At 67.4% G+C, this 14,918-nt stretch carries 15 protein-coding genes; 13 read left to right on the forward strand and 2 right to left on the reverse strand.

The features are described 5' to 3' along the window. Positions 1–6: 6 nt before the first annotated feature. Positions 7–447: a cyclic nucleotide-binding domain-containing protein gene (locus GY812_09380; protein ID MCP4435690.1), complete on the reverse strand. Its 441-nt coding sequence runs from the start codon at positions 445–447 to the stop codon at positions 7–9. A 34-nt stretch (positions 448–481) separates the two neighbouring features. On the opposite strand from GY812_09380, the gene GY812_09385 reads away from it, so the two are divergent. Further along, on the forward strand, positions 482–1,273 hold the full coding sequence (locus GY812_09385; protein ID MCP4435691.1) for an SDR family oxidoreductase: 792 nt from the start codon (positions 482–484) through the stop codon (positions 1,271–1,273). Between the two features lie 43 nt (positions 1,274–1,316). On the opposite strand, the gene GY812_09390 is transcribed toward GY812_09385, so the two are convergent. Continuing rightward, the gene (locus tag GY812_09390; protein ID MCP4435692.1) at positions 1,317–2,306 is read right to left on the reverse strand and encodes a GNAT family N-acetyltransferase; all 990 of its coding nucleotides are present in this window, start codon (positions 2,304–2,306) and stop codon (positions 1,317–1,319) included. A 206-nt stretch (positions 2,307–2,512) separates the two neighbouring features. Here GY812_09390 and GY812_09395 point away from each other — a divergent pair, with 206 nt between their 5' ends. From GY812_09395 to GY812_09450, 12 genes are all read left to right on the forward strand, one after another. After that, positions 2,513–3,976, forward strand: a complete 1,464-nt coding sequence (locus tag GY812_09395; GenBank protein ID MCP4435693.1) for an aldehyde dehydrogenase family protein — start codon at positions 2,513–2,515, stop codon at positions 3,974–3,976. Between the two features lie 41 nt (positions 3,977–4,017). Beyond that, positions 4,018–4,362 carry a DUF454 domain-containing protein gene (locus tag GY812_09400; GenBank protein MCP4435694.1) on the forward strand — a complete coding sequence of 115 codons (345 nt, stop codon included), beginning with the start codon at positions 4,018–4,020 and terminating at the stop codon, positions 4,360–4,362. 315 nt (positions 4,363–4,677) lie between these two features. After that, positions 4,678–5,361, forward strand: coding sequence for a hypothetical protein (locus GY812_09405; GenBank protein MCP4435695.1), 684 nt, complete (start codon positions 4,678–4,680; stop codon positions 5,359–5,361). Positions 5,362–5,517: 156 nt separating this feature from the next. Next, complete coding sequence (locus tag GY812_09410) at positions 5,518–6,642, forward strand: serine/threonine protein kinase (GenBank protein MCP4435696.1); 1,125 nt, start codon at positions 5,518–5,520, stop codon at positions 6,640–6,642. Positions 6,643–6,718: 76 nt separating this feature from the next. Next, positions 6,719–7,429 (forward strand): hypothetical protein, encoded by a 711-nt coding sequence (locus tag GY812_09415; GenBank protein MCP4435697.1) that lies wholly within the window; start codon positions 6,719–6,721, stop codon positions 7,427–7,429. A gap of 96 nt (positions 7,430–7,525) precedes the next feature. Next, positions 7,526–8,398 carry a hypothetical protein gene (locus GY812_09420; protein ID MCP4435698.1) on the forward strand — a complete coding sequence of 291 codons (873 nt, stop codon included), beginning with the start codon at positions 7,526–7,528 and terminating at the stop codon, positions 8,396–8,398. A gap of 145 nt (positions 8,399–8,543) precedes the next feature. Next, a complete protein-coding gene (locus GY812_09425; protein ID MCP4435699.1) occupies positions 8,544–9,971 on the forward strand; it encodes a sigma-70 family RNA polymerase sigma factor in 1,428 nt (475 codons plus the stop codon). Positions 9,972–10,068: 97 nt separating this feature from the next. Next, positions 10,069–11,139, forward strand: coding sequence for a Zn-dependent alcohol dehydrogenase (locus tag GY812_09430; GenBank protein MCP4435700.1), 1,071 nt, complete (start codon positions 10,069–10,071; stop codon positions 11,137–11,139). Continuing rightward, positions 11,139–12,131 carry a cyclase family protein gene (locus GY812_09435; protein MCP4435701.1) on the forward strand — a complete coding sequence of 331 codons (993 nt, stop codon included), beginning with the start codon at positions 11,139–11,141 and terminating at the stop codon, positions 12,129–12,131. The genes GY812_09430 and GY812_09435 overlap by 1 nt, the downstream gene beginning before the upstream one ends. A gap of 7 nt (positions 12,132–12,138) precedes the next feature. Further along, the gene (locus GY812_09440) at positions 12,139–12,741 is read left to right on the forward strand and encodes a hypothetical protein (protein MCP4435702.1); all 603 of its coding nucleotides are present in this window, start codon (positions 12,139–12,141) and stop codon (positions 12,739–12,741) included. Positions 12,742–12,865: 124 nt separating this feature from the next. Then, on the forward strand, positions 12,866–14,401 hold the full coding sequence (locus tag GY812_09445) for an AMP-binding protein (protein ID MCP4435703.1): 1,536 nt from the start codon (positions 12,866–12,868) through the stop codon (positions 14,399–14,401). Further along, a complete protein-coding gene (locus GY812_09450; GenBank protein MCP4435704.1) occupies positions 14,398–14,895 on the forward strand; it encodes a GNAT family N-acetyltransferase in 498 nt (165 codons plus the stop codon). The genes GY812_09445 and GY812_09450 overlap by 4 nt, the downstream gene beginning before the upstream one ends. Positions 14,896–14,918 lie beyond the last annotated feature (23 nt).

The following is a 14,918-nucleotide window of genomic DNA, read 5'->3' on the forward strand; positions in this document are numbered from 1 at the left end:
GCCCCGCTAGCTGCGCGAACGCAGCTCGTGGTTCTCAGTTTCGAGGTCGGCCATGCGCTGGGCCATGCCCTTGAGCATCGCCCGTGACAGGGTCGGCAGGTCATCCAGCAACGTGTTGAATCCGCGCCGGTCGATCACCTCGAGCACCATGTCGGTGGCGGCAACCACGGAGGCGGTTCGGGTGATCGAGTCGAGTAGCGCGACCTCGCCGAAGTAGGCACCAGGGCCGAGGCGGGCGACGACCTCGTCGTCCTTCACGATGTCGGCCTCGCCGGACACGATCAGTGCGAACTCCTGGCCCAGGTCGCCCTGGCGCAGAACCGTACGGCCGGCCTCCACATGGACCTCATCCGCGACGCGGTCGATCTCGGAGAGCTGCTGCTCGTCGCACCCCGCGAAGATCGGCAGATTGCGGAAATGGGCGTTGGTGTCCGTCGGCTCGTTCACGACCCGGAGGTTAGTCATGTGCAAGCATCCCCGGATGGCCCAGACGAAACAGACTCCCGGTACCGTTGTCGTCACAGGCGGCGCTTCGGGTATCGGTGAAGCGGTGTGTCGCCACATGGCGGGCGCCGGGCACCAGGTCGTCGTGCTCGACCGCAACAGCGACGGGGCCGAAGCCGTGGCGGATTCGGTGTCGGGCATCGCCGTCGCCGCCGACGTCGCTGACCCGGGGGCGGTCGAGCAGGCGTTCGATGCGATCGCGGACCTGTCCTGTGGTGAGCTGCGGGCCCTGGTCAACAATGCCGGTGTCGGAAACCTGAAGCGGCTGGAGGACTACACGCCCGCCGAGGTCGACCTGATCTGGCGCGTCAACGTGGCCGGCACCTACAACTGCCTGCGGTCGGCCGCGCCGTACCTCCGCGCCACCGATGACGCTGCGGTGGTGAACATCGCGAGCGTGTCCGGGGTGCGTCCCACACGCGGTGAGGCGCCCTACTCCGCTGCCAAGGCCGCCGTCGTGGCGCTCACCAGTTCAGCGGCACTGGAGTGGGCGCCGCAGGTGCGGGTGAACTGCGTGTCGCCCGGCTTCATCCGCACACCGCTCAACGAGGTGCTGGCTTCGAATGACGGGATGCGTTCGGGCATCGAGGAGCGCACTCCCGCCGGCCGGGTGGGGACGGCCGAGGAGACCGCCCGGCTCGTAGGCATGCTGCTCGACCCGGCCCTCGGCTACCTGACCGGCCAGAACATCGTGCTCGACGGTGGTTCCATGCTGTCCAGCGACCAGATGGACGCCGTGCTCGGCCCGCTCCTCGAGGCCGGCATTTGAGCTGTTGAGCCCTAGGCGGTTCTCGGGATCGCAGGCGTTCGCTTCACGAGAGTTCCTTCTCCATCCAGATGCTGGCGTCCGCATTCGAGTTGTACGGCTCGATCTCGGAGTAGCCGTGGGCCGAGTACATCGACACTGCCGACTCGAGGGTCCGCATCGAGTCGAGCCTGGCCGTGGCACAGCCCATGACCCGCGCCGAGGTCTCCAGGGCGGCCAGCATACGACCGCCGAGCCCGCGCCGGCGGTGCGAGTCGGTCACCCACATGCGCTTCAGTTCGGCGACACCGGGCTCGAGTTCGCGCACGGCGCCGGAGGCGACAGGGGTCGCGTCGTCCCACGCCACGAGGAACGTGCCGGCGGGCGGCGTGTACTCCGAGCCGTGGCGGGCCGCGTCGGTGCTCACGTCCAACTCGTGCGGCTCGTGCTCCTCGAGGAACGCCACGTACTCCGCCACCAGCTTTCGGGCGGCGTCGCTGTCGGGTTCCTCCGAGCGCACGTGCACGCCGGTATGGTCGCCCGCCTCACCCGCCCGGGCCAGCACCCCGGTCACGAATCCGGTCTTGGCGTCGGTGTAGTCCAAGCTGTTGTCCTGCTCGACAGCCGCGCGCCGCTTGAGGGTGACGTAGTCGTCGCGCAACGAATCATCGGCCCGCAAGGCATCGCGGAACACGAGCCGCGGATCCCGAATCGCACCCTGCCGCCCCGCCTGTTCCACATGCACGTTGCACGCATCGCTCCCATCGCGCCTGAAGAACAGACGCTCGGGCAGGTACAGCCCCATCTCCGGCAGGTGCTCCAGACCGAGTGCGGTGAGCGGCCCGACCACGTCGGCTGCCTCCGTGCCGAGCGGGACCTCCACGAGCACGTCGACGCGGTCCTTCGAAGCGGTACCCGGCACCGAGGTGGACCCGACGTGGTGGATCTGCACACCCGCGACATCGATTGCCTCGCCCACGGCGGACGCTATCGAACGGAACCGCTCGGGCCACCGCGCATCCGCCTCCACGAGTCGAGGAGCTTGCGCAGAAGTCATGTTCTCTCTCCAACACGTTTGCAGCCTCCGCAGGCGGCGCATGCCAGCATGGCGCATCGGTGCCCTGGCCGGCCATCCCGACCGGTTCCATGAGCGCAGCGGCAACAAGTGGAAGTCGTCACCGTCATCCCGGTCGTCTCGATCAGCACGACCTGGTCGACCGACCAGATCTGACGCCCCGTCAGGAGTTGCCATAGGCTCACGCCATGGCCAAAAGCGAACGCGAATACGGGCTCATCATCGGCGGCGAAAAGGTGCCTGGGGAGGGGTCCTACGACATCGTGAACCCGGCGACCGAGGAGGTCATCGCCGAGGCACCCGAAGCTTCGGTCGCGCAGGCAGAGGCGGCAGTGGACGCCGCCGGAGCGGCGTGGGACTCCTGGTCGCGCACCAGGTCCGAAGAGCGCGCCGAGTTGCTGAACAAGGCCGCCGACCTGATCGACCAGCACGCAGACGAACTGATCCCGCTCACCGTGGCCGAGACCGGCGCCACGCTGCGCACCACGTCCACCATCCAGGTGCCCCAGGCGGCGGCCCGCCTGCGCCGCTACGCGGAGGGCGCGATGGAGCCCACCATCGATCCGCTGCGCCCCTCGGTGATGCCGTCGACCGCACTGGCGCCCGGCGGGCTCGTGTCCGCCGCGGTGAACCGTGCGCCGGTCGGCGTGGTGGCCTGCATCACCTCCTACAACTTCCCGATGGTGAACATGGCCGGCAAGATCGGCCCTGCCCTCGCCATGGGCAACCCGGTTGTCGTGAAGCCCGCCCCGCAGGATCCGCTCGGCGTGATCCGCATGGTGGAGCTGATGAACGAGGCCGGCTTCCCGCCCGGCGTCATCAACGTGGTGGTCGGCTCCGAGGTGGCGCCGTCGGAAGCCGTCGTGGCGCACCCGCGCACCGACATGATCTCCTTCACCGGATCGACCGTGATCGGCCAGCACATCGGCGCCGTCGCCGGTGGGGCCAACAAGCGCCTGCTGCTCGGGCTCGGCGGCAAGGGCGCCGCGATCGTGCGCGAGGACGCAGACCTCAAGACGGCGATCAATGGCATTGCCTCGGTGTGGGGCTTCCATTCGGGGCAGATCTGCACCGCCCCCACCCGTGTGATCGTGCATCGCTCGAAGCACGACGAGCTGGTCGGCGGCCTGAAGATGGCAGCCGAGTTCATGAAGGTGGGCGACCCCAACGACAAGGACACGCTCGTCGGGCCGCTCATCTCCGCCAAGCAGCGCGGCCATGTCGAGTCGCTCGTGGCGACCGGAGTCGGACAGGGCGCCGAGATCGCCGTTGGCGGCGGCCACGGCGGCATGGACACCGGCTTCTTCTACGAGCCCACCCTCATGGTGGGCTGCACCCAGGAGATGGAGCCGGTGCGCGAGGAGTTCTTCGGCCCCGTGATCGTGGTCGTGCCCTATGACGATGACGACGAGGCGGTCGCCATCGCCAACGACTCCGACTATGGGCTCTACTCCTATGTGTTCTCCGCTGATGCGGGTGCGGCCTGGGGCATCGCCAAGCGGCTGCGGTCGGGCAACGTCGGCATCAACACGCTCCAGCGCAACCACGAGGCGCCCTTCGGTGGCTTCAAGCAGTCAGGCGTGGGCCGCGATGGCGGGAGCTACGGGCTGCTCGCCTACAGCGAGTTGCAGTCGATCGTGTGGTCGACCTGATTGACGCCGAACAGCAGGGCTGGCTCGCACGAGCCGGCTGGATCGCCCTCGGCCTCGTCGCGGTGGGTATCGGTGGCATAGGGATCGTCGTACCAGGCCTGCCATCCACGGTGTTCTTCGTGGTTGCGGCGTGGGCCTTCGCCCGTTCCAGTCCACGGCTGGAAGCCTGGTTGTTGGGCCTGCCGAAGGTGGGCCCGTTGGTGAGGGACTACCGAGACGGCAAGGGCATGCCCCGCTCCGCCAAGGTGACGGCGGTGACGATGATCGTGGTGTTCGTGGGCCTCAGCGCCTTCATCGTCGACAACTGGATCCTGCGAGCAGTCGTTGTCGCCGCAGGCGCGAGCGGGATCGCGACCATCCTGATCCGCGTGCCGACCAAGGCCTGAACGCGCCCGATCCAGGCCGCCACTCGTCGCCAACTACTCCCTCGGGGCGCCGCCGCACAGACAACCGCTTGCCGCGACGGGCCTGTAGCCGCTCGCCGTGGGAGCGCACTGCGTCGCGGGGTGTCCGGCCATGCCCGAGGTCGAACTCTCGTTCGTTCCTGGACAGGGAGCCCCGCCGTGCAAAGGGGTTCGTGGCCATGGCGCAAGGAAATCCGGAAGTTCTGCAGAAATCGCTGAAGTTTCTGTCAGATCCGGTCGGCCACGTCTCTTGCACCCCGAAGGCGACAACGGATCGCCCCGAACCTGGAGAACGACATGAACAACCACACCGCACACAACGACACCAAGGCCAGCACCGGAGGCTCGTTCCTCCGTCGCAACGGTCGGCGTCTCGCCGCCGCTGCCATCATCGCCACCGCCGGTTCTGCCGGTGCGGGCGCCATTGCATCGGCCGAGCCACATGTGCCCGGTCCGCACTTCGAGGACTTCGAGCCAGTGGTTCCGGACTTCACGGTGGACACCATGCCGCGCGTCACCATCGCGCTCCCCGAGCCCAGCATCCCCGACTCCCCGGTGCCGATCCAGCCCGAGGTGACCATTCCGGTGCCGTCGGCGCCCGGCTTCCCGGACGGGCCGACCATCGACACCATCCCCGGTGCGCTGGACCCACACATCCCGGACTTCCCCGAGATCCCCACCGATCCGATCGACCCTGAGGACCCCGAGGACTACCCCGGTGACGAGACGACCGACACCACGGTCCCCGAGAGCACCACATCCACGACCGTGCCCGAAACCACTGTCCCGGAGACGACCCAGCCCGAGTACCCAGAGGTCGAGGTCGAAGAAAGGCAGCAAGAGCGCAGCGACGCCAAGGAACTCGCCTACACGGGTTCCGACAGCAAGCTTCCGCTCGTGGGCGCCGGCCTCGTGGCCGCAGGCGGAATGGTGGGCGGCCTGTCGCTGCTGGCCCGCCGGTCCAGGGTCTCCGAGGGCTGAGATCCGCTAGCAGCAGAATCTCCCCCGACCCCGGTGGTGCCGGGCCCCCACGACGGGAGCCCGGCACTGTCGCGTGCCAACACTGTGAGCTGTTTTCCTGAGTCATCCAAAAGGTCCAGAATTCAGCGCAATTGGCCTCACATGTATCGTTTGTCCATGGGAGACGGGCACGCTGCTGTGGGCCGCGCGGGCGGCCGGTTCGGACCTGAGTACGCCGACGTGGTCCAGATCAGCCGAGGTGGATCCGGGACCGTTTTCAGGGCCAGGCACGCGCGGCTCAACCGCACCGTCGTCATCAAGGCTCTCGACGCGATCGGGACGGATGGCACGAGCAGTGCTGTGGAGGAAGCCCGAACCCAGGCCTCCGTCTGCTGGCACTCGAACGTTCTCACGGTACTGGGAGAGGGAACCACGGATTCGGGTTGGCCGTACCTGGTCCTGGAGGACGCGGAGGGAGGCTCGTTGGACGAGGTCGTCCGGGAGTGCGGCCCGCTTCGAGCGGATCGCGCGGTCGAGGTTGCCCGTCAGTTGGCCGGTGCCCTCCTCGCAGCCCGTTCGGAGTCGGTGATCCACTGCGATGTGAAGCCGTCGAATGTCCTGCTTGCCCGAGACGGTTCGGTGCGCCTGTCGGACTTCGGTGCGTCGGTGAGATCGGCGAGCCACACCATCGACCCGCTCCAGGGCTCGCTGCCGTTCGCCCCGCCCGAGCTGCTGGAAGGCCGGAGTCCCGGGCCCTCGAACGACGTGTACGGGCTGGGCGCAACTCTCTGCTTCGGTCTCACGGGCAGGGCTCCGTTCGGCGACGCTGACCAGCCGGCGTCCACCACCATCGCCAGGATCCACACTGAGACCCCGTGCCTTGGTACCGTGGATGCACCGTCGTGGTCCACGGAATTGATCGGCCGGTGCATGGCCAAGGACCCATCGGCGCGTCCGACCATCCGCCAGGTGTGCGCAGAACTCGATCGTGCCAACTCGAGCCGCTCCGAGGACGATCAGCCGGCCGTCACCGACGTCTCTGCAACCGCCCACCAGGTCATCGGGGCCCGGCGAGCAGTGGTCGAGCGCCTCTACGCAACCCTCGGTGAACAGAGGGGAGCCGTCGCTCTGGTCAGGGGCCTGTTTGCTGCCTTGCGAGGGAGTGGGTCGAGGCGATCGCCCCGATCATCCGGATGGCCGCCTATGAGCACCCATCTATGTTCCTCGTCATGCTGTCCAACCTCGATGATGTGCACGCGGCCCTGCCGTCGCAGTGGGTGGCGGAGAACCACACCGGCGTGATGTGGCTGCCGACCTGGCAGAGAGCAGGCCTGCGCGATCGATTCCCCGAACAGTGGGCGCGGCTCGGGCTGGAACTGTGAGCGAGTGGCGGGCCGACCCGGGAGACCTCGTGGTCGAGCTCGCGGGGGAGCAGATCGAGGTCGACGCCGGTGAGATGACCTTCGGCCGTTCGGGTGACCTCGTGATCGACTCCAACCAGTTCATGCACCGACTCGTGGGGCGTTTCCTTCGCCGCGAGGGTGTCTGGTGGTTGCAGAACGTCGGCACCCGCATGCGCCTCGAGCTCGTGGATGTCGATGCCGCCACCACCATGGAGCTGGCTCCCGGCCAGCAGTTGCCGGTCGCTGCAAGCAACTTCGCGGTCCGTTTCAGCGCGGGCGCGTCCAACTACGAGCTGACCGGCGTTCGCAGGGGTGATCCGATGCAGGCGGACAACGCGGGCGAGATGATCGGCACGGCGACTGTGGATTTCGGCCAGATCCCGCTGTCGCCGGAACAGCACCTCCTGCTCGTCACCCTGTATGAGTCGAAGCTGCGAACGGGCCGGATCGAAGGATCGAGCGTGCTGGCATCGCGGCTTGGTTGGACGGGCAACAAGTTCAATCGGAAGCTCGACGCGGTCTGCGACAAGCTCCACCGCATCGGCTTGGAGGGCGTGAAGGGCACGCAGGGTGTCAGCGCCGACGGGCGCCGCGAGACGGTGCTCGATTGGGCGCTGTCCAACGGCGTCATCGCCCGCAACGACCTGGCCCTGTTGCGGGCCGTCTCTTCACAGGTCGAGGACTGACACCGGAACGTCTTCGCAGAAAAGTGTCAGAAAATGCGGGGCTCTGGCTCCTGAAGGGTGAAGGCGACGACAGGTCGCCACCTGGAGGAGTCGGAAATGAACGCATCACGCATCAATCGCAAGCAAGTCGGTATCCGCAGTGAGCGGCGCTCGGTGGCCCCTGCGCCCGTCCGGCCCGGGATGTTCGTGCGGTTCGCGCTCGCATCGGTGGTCGTGTTGGCCGCAGGGGCTGTGGCTTCCACCGCGGCTTCTGCAGCGCCTGCCGGTGACGGCTGGGACGACGACGTCGCGGACCGGCTCGGCTCGGTGCCGGCGAAGACCACGCCACCGCTGATCACGATCCCGCCATTGCCAGACGTGAGCGACCTGCTCCCCGAGCTCGAGCACACGCCATCCGCGCCGGGCGCCCCCCAGCCGGCGATGCCACCTCTGAAGGACCCCGTCGGTGATCAGGCGGGTCCCGACAGCTGTGACGACTGCTGGGACCCTTCTGAGCCCGACGTTCCCGAGGACCGGCACCGCATCGTCGCAGAGGAAAGCTACGACGAGGACTACGAAGGCCCGTACCCCTACGGATGTGGACCCGACGAGCTCGTCGCCTGCCCCGAGCGCGAACGCCAGGTCCCTAACGACGACCACCGTGACTGCGAGGACTTCGAGGTCTTCGCTGCCGGAATCTGCGACGAGCCCGGCGAGTCGACGACCACGGTCGTGACCGACACGACCGCTCCCAGCACCGCACCCAGCACGACGACGACTGTCTATGACCTCGAGGAGATCGAGGTACAGGTCGCGGAGGAATCAGAGGTCCGAACCGGCAAGGACGACAACCTTGCCTTCACGGGCGGAAACTCGCTCCTCTCGCTGGTCGGAGCCGGTGTGCTGGCGGTGGGCGTGCTGATCGCCGGGCTCTCGGTCGCGGCCCGCAGCCGTGACGAGGCCACCGGTGAGCACCAGGGCCGGGTGTGACATGACCTGGGAATCGCGATTGGCAGTGCAATACGAGCATTGGGACGCAACACTGGAGGGGTCCACCTCGGAAGGGGTCGGGCCCATCCGGTCAGGTCACCGAGATCCAGCCGGTGGGAACGAACCCACGATCACGATCACAGGCATGGAAGAGGAGACGGCACTCCCCATGGCAGACATCGACGACACGATGGTTGACCTCCCCGCAGTTGGTGGGGACGACGCGTCGCTCGTTGCCCGGGTTCTCGACAAGGACTCGGATGCCATGGCGGAGATGTACGACCGCTACGCCGATCGGATCAACACGATGTGCACGCACATGCTGCGTGACGCCGACGAGGGCGCGGACGTGTGTGGCCAGGTGTTCCTCACCGCTTTCCAGCGGTTGCACCAGCTCCGCGATCCCGCCAAGTTGCGTCCCTGGCTGTATGCGATTGCACGAAACGAGGTCTACAGGCGTTCACGGGACCGAGCCCGGGTGCGCCCCATGCAAGAGGTGGACGACATGAAGGCACTCTCGATGGACCCGACGGAGTTCGAATCCGCGGGCCCCGACGCAACTGCCGAGTTGCCGAAGGCCGACCCGGCCGAACTGGCTGCGCTCGTGCAGGCGGCGGCGGGTGGTCTCGACGACCGGGACCGGATGGTGCTGGAGCTCAACCTCACCCAGGGCCTCGACGGCGAGGATCTCGCCGACGCCCTCGGGGTGAAGGTCGACAACGCCTACCAGATGACCCACCGGATGAAGGAGCGGCTCGAGCGCTCGATGTCGGCGCTGCTCGTGGTTTCCGCGGGTCGTGACCAGTGCGGCGACCTCGAGGGTGTCGCCAAGAAGTGGGATGGCACCTACGACGTGCTGTGGCGCAAGCGTTTCGCCCGTCACGTGGATGGCTGCGACCGCTGCCAGAAGATGAAGGCGAAGCTCCCGAAGGCAGTGCTCTCGGGTGCGGCACTCAGCCAGGCTGCCCAGTCGGCGCTGCTCGCGGCTCCGATCTCGGTGCGCGACGAGGTACTCGGCCAGGGCGCGGCGGTCGTGGCCAGCGCTTCGGGCAAGCCGTGGTCCTCGAGCGGGTTCCCACCGTTGGCGAAGCCCCCTCGGAAGGTCTGGAAGTACGCCGTCGGGGCTGTGCTGGCCGCTGCCCTGGCGGTGGTTCTCGCAGAAGGACTCGGCAACGGCGAGTTGCTGCCGGTCGACAGCACCGACTCACCCGACGTGTCCACACCGTCGAGCGTTGTCACGACCTCGCCTCCTACGACAGTGCCGGGAACGGTTCCGCCCACGACCGGTGCGCCGGTGCCCTCCACCACGGTGCCGGGTGCCTCGACGACCACCACAACGCCCCGCGGCTCGGCCACAACCACCCCCGGAGCGACAACGACGGTTCCGTCCGACGGGGGGACCACGACCACAACGATCACCGAGGGCGTGCCGGACCCACCGCAGGACCCCAAGTACGAGACCCCACCACAGATCACGCCGATCAATCCACCGTCGTTGTCGATCCCGATGCCGAGCATCTACCTGCCGCCGATCTACCTGAACACGACCACGACGTACTACGGCCTGTACTGATCGGCTCCACGATCCGAACTGAAACGCGTTCTAGTTGGCGCGTTAGAGTCGTGCGGTCCCACTGCGGGACTGGATCGACCAACAAGGGGTGGCCGAAATGAAGGGAATCGTCTTCGACGGCGAGAAAGCCGAGCTGCGAGACGACGTGGAGGTCCGTGACCTCCGCGCCGGCGAGGTGCGGGTGAAGCTGGCGGCAGCCGGGCTCTGCCACAGCGACGTGTCGGTGCTCGACGGCACGATCATGTTCCCGCCACCGGTTGTGCTCGGCCACGAGGGCGCCGGCGAGGTTGTCGCCAAGGCCGACGACGTGACCAGCCTCGAGGTCGGCGACCACGTCGTGCTCACGACGCTCGGCAACTGCGGCCGCTGCGACGCATGCAGCCGCGGCAAGCCCACGTTCTGCCGCCAGTCGCTCGGCAAGCTTTCGCGCCCATTCACCGTCGGCGGGGAGAAGGCATTCCAGTTCGCGAACACGTCCGTGTTCGTCGAGGAGACAGTCGTTACCGAGACCTCGGCTGTGAAGATCCCCGACGACGTGCCCCTCCCCTCGGCATCGCTCATAGGTTGCGGTGTCCTCACCGGCGTCGGCGCAGTGATCAACCGGGCGAAGGTCACCCACGGCCAGTCTGCAGTGGTGATCGGCGTGGGCGGGATCGGGCTCAACGTGATCCAGGGCCTCGCCCTCAGCGACGCGCTGCCCGTCATCGCAGTCGACACCAACCCGAACAAGAAAGACCTGGCGCTCCAGTTCGGCGCCACGCACTTCATCTGCCCCGAGGAGGGCGCCGACCTCGTCGAGGCAATCAAGGAAGTCTGCCCCAACGGCGTGGACTTCGTGTTCGAGTGCGTCGGGTCCACCGCCCTCATCAAGGCCGGCACCGAGATGCTCGACTTCGGTGGCAGCGTGGTGATGGTCGGAGTTCCCAAGATGGGCACCGAGGCCAGCTTCGTCGTCAACACGATGTACAACGACAAGTCACTCATGGGCTGTCGCTACGGCTCTGCCCGGCCGGCCTACGACATACCGTTGATGGTCGAGCTCTACAAAGCGGGGCGCCTCAAGCTGGACGAGCTGGTCACCGCCACCTACCCGATCGAGGGATTCCAGTCGGCTCTCGACGAGCTGCACGACGGCAAGCTCGCCCGCGGCGTGCTGGTACTCGACTGATGCCGCTTCCGGGAGAGCTCGCCGACCTGGCTGAGGACGTCCGCAACTGGGGCCGATGGGGCGACGACGACGAACTGGGTTGCGGCAACCTGCTCGACGACGATTCCGCCCGTCGGGGCAACGAGGCGATCGGCAGCGGCCAGCGGGTCAAGCTGGCGGTGGACCTGCGCTCTGACGGCATCCAGGTCGGTCAGCCGGCCCGCCGTTTCAACCCGATCCTCACCCATACGTCGATCAACGAGCGTGACCCTTTCGCTCCGGGGATCTGGGAGGGCACCGACGACGTGGTGACCATGAGTACCTGCGCCGGCACCCACCTCGACGCACTGTCGCACGTCGGATACGACGGCTTCCTCTACAACGGCTACTCGAGCGATGAGATCACCGCATTCCACGGCGCGCGGAAGCTCGGAGCGGAGAAGCTGCCCGCCATCGCCACCCGTGGTGTGTTGCTCGACGTCGCCCGTGCCAAGGGCGTCGACGGCCTCGACGAGGTCGACCAGGGCTATGCCATCACCGGCGACGACCTCGACGCGGCTGCCGAGTTCGCGAAGGTCGAGGTGTGCCCCGGTGACTTCGTGGTGATCCGCACCGGCGAGATGCGCCACTACCTGGCCGACGACCGTGAGCCCTTCGTGCCGATCCAGGACACCAAGCGCTGGCGGTACGCCGTCGGCACGGGTGAGTCCAAGTTGCCCGGTCTGTCCGTGAACTCGGTGCGCTGGATGCACGAGAACGACGTAGCCGGCGCGGCAGTCGACTCCTACGCCTATGAAGCGTTCCCCCCGTCGCGCGAGGACTGGCTGGACTGCCTGGCGGTCCACCTGATCCAGGTGCGCGACATGGGGCTCATCCAGGGGCAGAACTGGAACCTCGAGGAACTCTCGGTGGCCTGCGCGGAACGCGGCAGCGGGGCCTTCATGCTCGTGGCTGTGCCTGAGCCCTTCACAGGTGCGGCTTCGACTCCCGTGGCACCGGTCGCCGTACTCTAGGGAGTCCATGGCGGCCGACGGCGAGGACCAGAGGAAGACCTACACGATCTGGGGCTTCGCGCTCCTGTTCATCGCCATGATCGCGGTGGGCACCTACGCGGTGATCGCGTATGGCACGCACGACCGCGAGCCGACCGAGGAGGTCAGCTCCGACCAGAAGGCCGGTCCCGACCCCACCACGCCGCCCAGCGAGTCCACCGAGGTCACGATGCTCGATGGCAACCCGGCGCCGGAGGGAGTTTCGGAGGTTCTGGAGGTCGGCGACGGCCAGTGGAGCTACCTGTTCGAGATTCCCGACGCTTTGCTGGAGGCACCGACTTCCTCGGTCGTGGCCGAGAGCGACCTCGTGGTGTCCGAAGACCGCCAGTCGATCACGGTGACCATGTTCTGCGCAGTGTCGAACGACTCTGTTCCCGCGCTTCTCGAGGTGTCCGAGGATCCCTTCGAGATCAACGTGCGCCCGATCGTGATCGGCGCCTCGTTCGGGCTTGCGTGCGAGCCGGAGGCCGAGCTCGTCACCGTGACGGTGCCACTCGAGGAAGCGGTCGGCGGTCGTCGCGTGGTGCTGGCACAGGCGGGGAATTCAGTGGCGCTGGGCGAGATCGGCTGAGCCGACCCGACCCGTTGCACATCACTCACTGCGAGCAGGCACGCACGGCGGCGGCCACCTAGGCTGACGCCTCGTCAGGTCATAGAGGCCGCCACCAACCACGGCGGCAGTTGGGAGCACACCGATGCTGCAGGGGCGGACCCTCTGGGAGTTGCTGGACAAGCGGGTCGATGCCACGCCGGATGCCCTGATGGCAGTCGACGAGGACATGCGCACGATCACGTTCGCGGAGTACTGGGCAGAGGCCGAGCGCGCAGCGGCGGGCCTTGCCGCCCAGGGTGTGAAGTCCGGTGACGTCGTGTCCTGGCAGCTGCCGACTTGGATCGAGTCACTGGTTCTCGTGGGAGCACTGAGCCGCATCGGAGCGGTGCAGAACCCGATGCTGCCGATCTACCGCGAGCGCGAGGTCGGCTTCGTCACCAACCAGGCAGGGTCGTCGCTGATGATCGTGCCGTCGGTGTGGAAGGAGTTCGACTTCGAGGCCATGGCCACGTCCATCTCGGAGTCCAACGACGGGTCGATGCGGGTGCTGGTCGCCGACAGGGCGCTTCCCCAGGGTGACCCGGCCTCGCTGCCCCCGATCGAGGTCGCGCTGGACGCCGACAACCAGCCGGTGCGCTGGCTGTTCTACACCTCGGGCACCACTGCTGACCCCAAGGGCGCACAGCACACCGACGCGTCGATCGCGGCGGTCGCACACGGCATGGGCGAGCGGCTCGGCTGTATCGCGGATGACCGCAACGCGCTCATCTTCCCGTTCACCCACATCGGTGGGATCACATGGCTGTTCACCAGCCTGCAGAGTGGTTGCTCCAACATCCTCATGGAGGGCTTCGACCCGGTGGCCACCCCCGAGGTGCTGTCACGCGAGAGCGTCACCCTCGCCGGATCCGGCACGATCTTCCACCAGACCTACCTGGCCTACCAGCGCAGCCAGCCGACTCCGGTGTTCCCCAACGTGCGCGGGTTCCCCGGCGGTGGCGCCCCGAAGCCTCCTGCTCTGGTGGCAGAGATGCGCGAAGTGTTCGACGCTCCGATCCTGTCCGGCTACGGCCTCACCGAGGCACCGATCCTCACGATGGCCGACCTCTCGGACTCAGATGACGAGCTGGCTGCCAGCGAGGGCAAACCGATGCCGGGCGTCGAGCTCAAGTTCGTCACCCTCGACGGCGACGTGGCGGCACCCGGCGAAGAAGGCGAGATCCGTGCCAAGGCGCCCCAGGTGATGCGTGGCTACCTCGACTCCAGCCTCGATGCCGACGCATTCGACGAAGAGGGGTTCTTCCGAACCGGCGACCTCGGCAAGCTTGATGACCGCGGCAACGTGATCATCACGGGCCGGGTGAAGGACGTGATCATCCGCAAGGGTGAGAACGTGTCCGCCAAGGAGGTCGAGGACCTGCTCTACATCCACGATGCCATCGGCGACGTGGCCGTGATCGGCCTTCCCGACCCTGAGTCGGGTGAGCGGGTTTGTGCGGTGGTGCAGCCGGCCGCCGGCGCGGAGCCGATCGGGTTCGACGACATGATCGCCCACCTGAAGGCTGAGGGCCTCATGACCCAGAAGCTGCCCGAGCAGCTCGAGATCATCGACGTCATACCCCGCAACCCTGCCGGCAAGGTGCTCAAGCACGTCCTGCAGGACCAGTACAAGGGGTGAGCGCGGCGCAGGTCCGCGAGCTGGCTCCGGGCGACCTGGAAGCGGCGCTCGAACTCAACCAGCACTGGGTGCCCCATGTCGGTTCGATCGACGCGGCCGGCCTCGGCGCCCTGGTCGAGCAGGCCTCGTTGTCGTTGGTGGCGGAAACCACGAACGGAGAGCTCGGGGGCTTCGCCGTGGTTCTACGTGAGGGTGCCGACTACGGCTCGCCCAACTACCGGTGGTTCGCAGGGCGCCACGGTGCGTTCACCTACCTCGACCGAATCGCCATCGCTCCGGAGTCGCAGGGCTCAGGGCTGGGCCGGATGCTCTATGGCGTCGTGGCGGACTGGGGTCGCAGCGTCGGCTCGCCGGTGTTGTGTGCCGAGGTCAACCTGGTGCCACCCAATCCCGAGTCGCTTGCCTTCCACCGCCGCCTGGGCTTCGCCGACGCAGGCACCCAATGGACCTACGACAACACCGTGCAGGTGCAGATGCTCGAGATGGAACTCTGACCGACCTTGGGGCGGCCCATCGC

This window comes from Actinomycetes bacterium (genome assembly GCA_024222295.1).
Taxonomy (GTDB): domain Bacteria; phylum Actinomycetota; class Acidimicrobiia; order Acidimicrobiales; family Microtrichaceae; genus JAAEPF01.

Coding starts and splice junctions, on each gene's coding strand:
- GY812_09385 (MCP4435691.1), top strand. CDS start 482: ATGGCCCAGACGAAACAGACTCCCGGTACCGTTGTCGTCACAGGCGGC.
- GY812_09390 (MCP4435692.1), bottom strand. CDS start 2,306: ATGACTTCTGCGCAAGCTCCTCGACTCGTGGAGGCGGATGCGCGGTGG.
- GY812_09395 (MCP4435693.1), top strand. CDS start 2,513: ATGGCCAAAAGCGAACGCGAATACGGGCTCATCATCGGCGGCGAAAAG.
- GY812_09405 (MCP4435695.1), top strand. CDS start 4,678: ATGAACAACCACACCGCACACAACGACACCAAGGCCAGCACCGGAGGC.
- GY812_09410 (MCP4435696.1), top strand. CDS start 5,518: ATGGGAGACGGGCACGCTGCTGTGGGCCGCGCGGGCGGCCGGTTCGGA.
- GY812_09420 (MCP4435698.1), top strand. CDS start 7,526: ATGAACGCATCACGCATCAATCGCAAGCAAGTCGGTATCCGCAGTGAG.
- GY812_09425 (MCP4435699.1), top strand. CDS start 8,544: ATGGAAGAGGAGACGGCACTCCCCATGGCAGACATCGACGACACGATG.
- GY812_09430 (MCP4435700.1), top strand. CDS start 10,069: ATGAAGGGAATCGTCTTCGACGGCGAGAAAGCCGAGCTGCGAGACGAC.
- GY812_09435 (MCP4435701.1), top strand. CDS start 11,139: ATGCCGCTTCCGGGAGAGCTCGCCGACCTGGCTGAGGACGTCCGCAAC.
- GY812_09440 (MCP4435702.1), top strand. CDS start 12,139: ATGGCGGCCGACGGCGAGGACCAGAGGAAGACCTACACGATCTGGGGC.
- GY812_09445 (MCP4435703.1), top strand. CDS start 12,866: ATGCTGCAGGGGCGGACCCTCTGGGAGTTGCTGGACAAGCGGGTCGAT.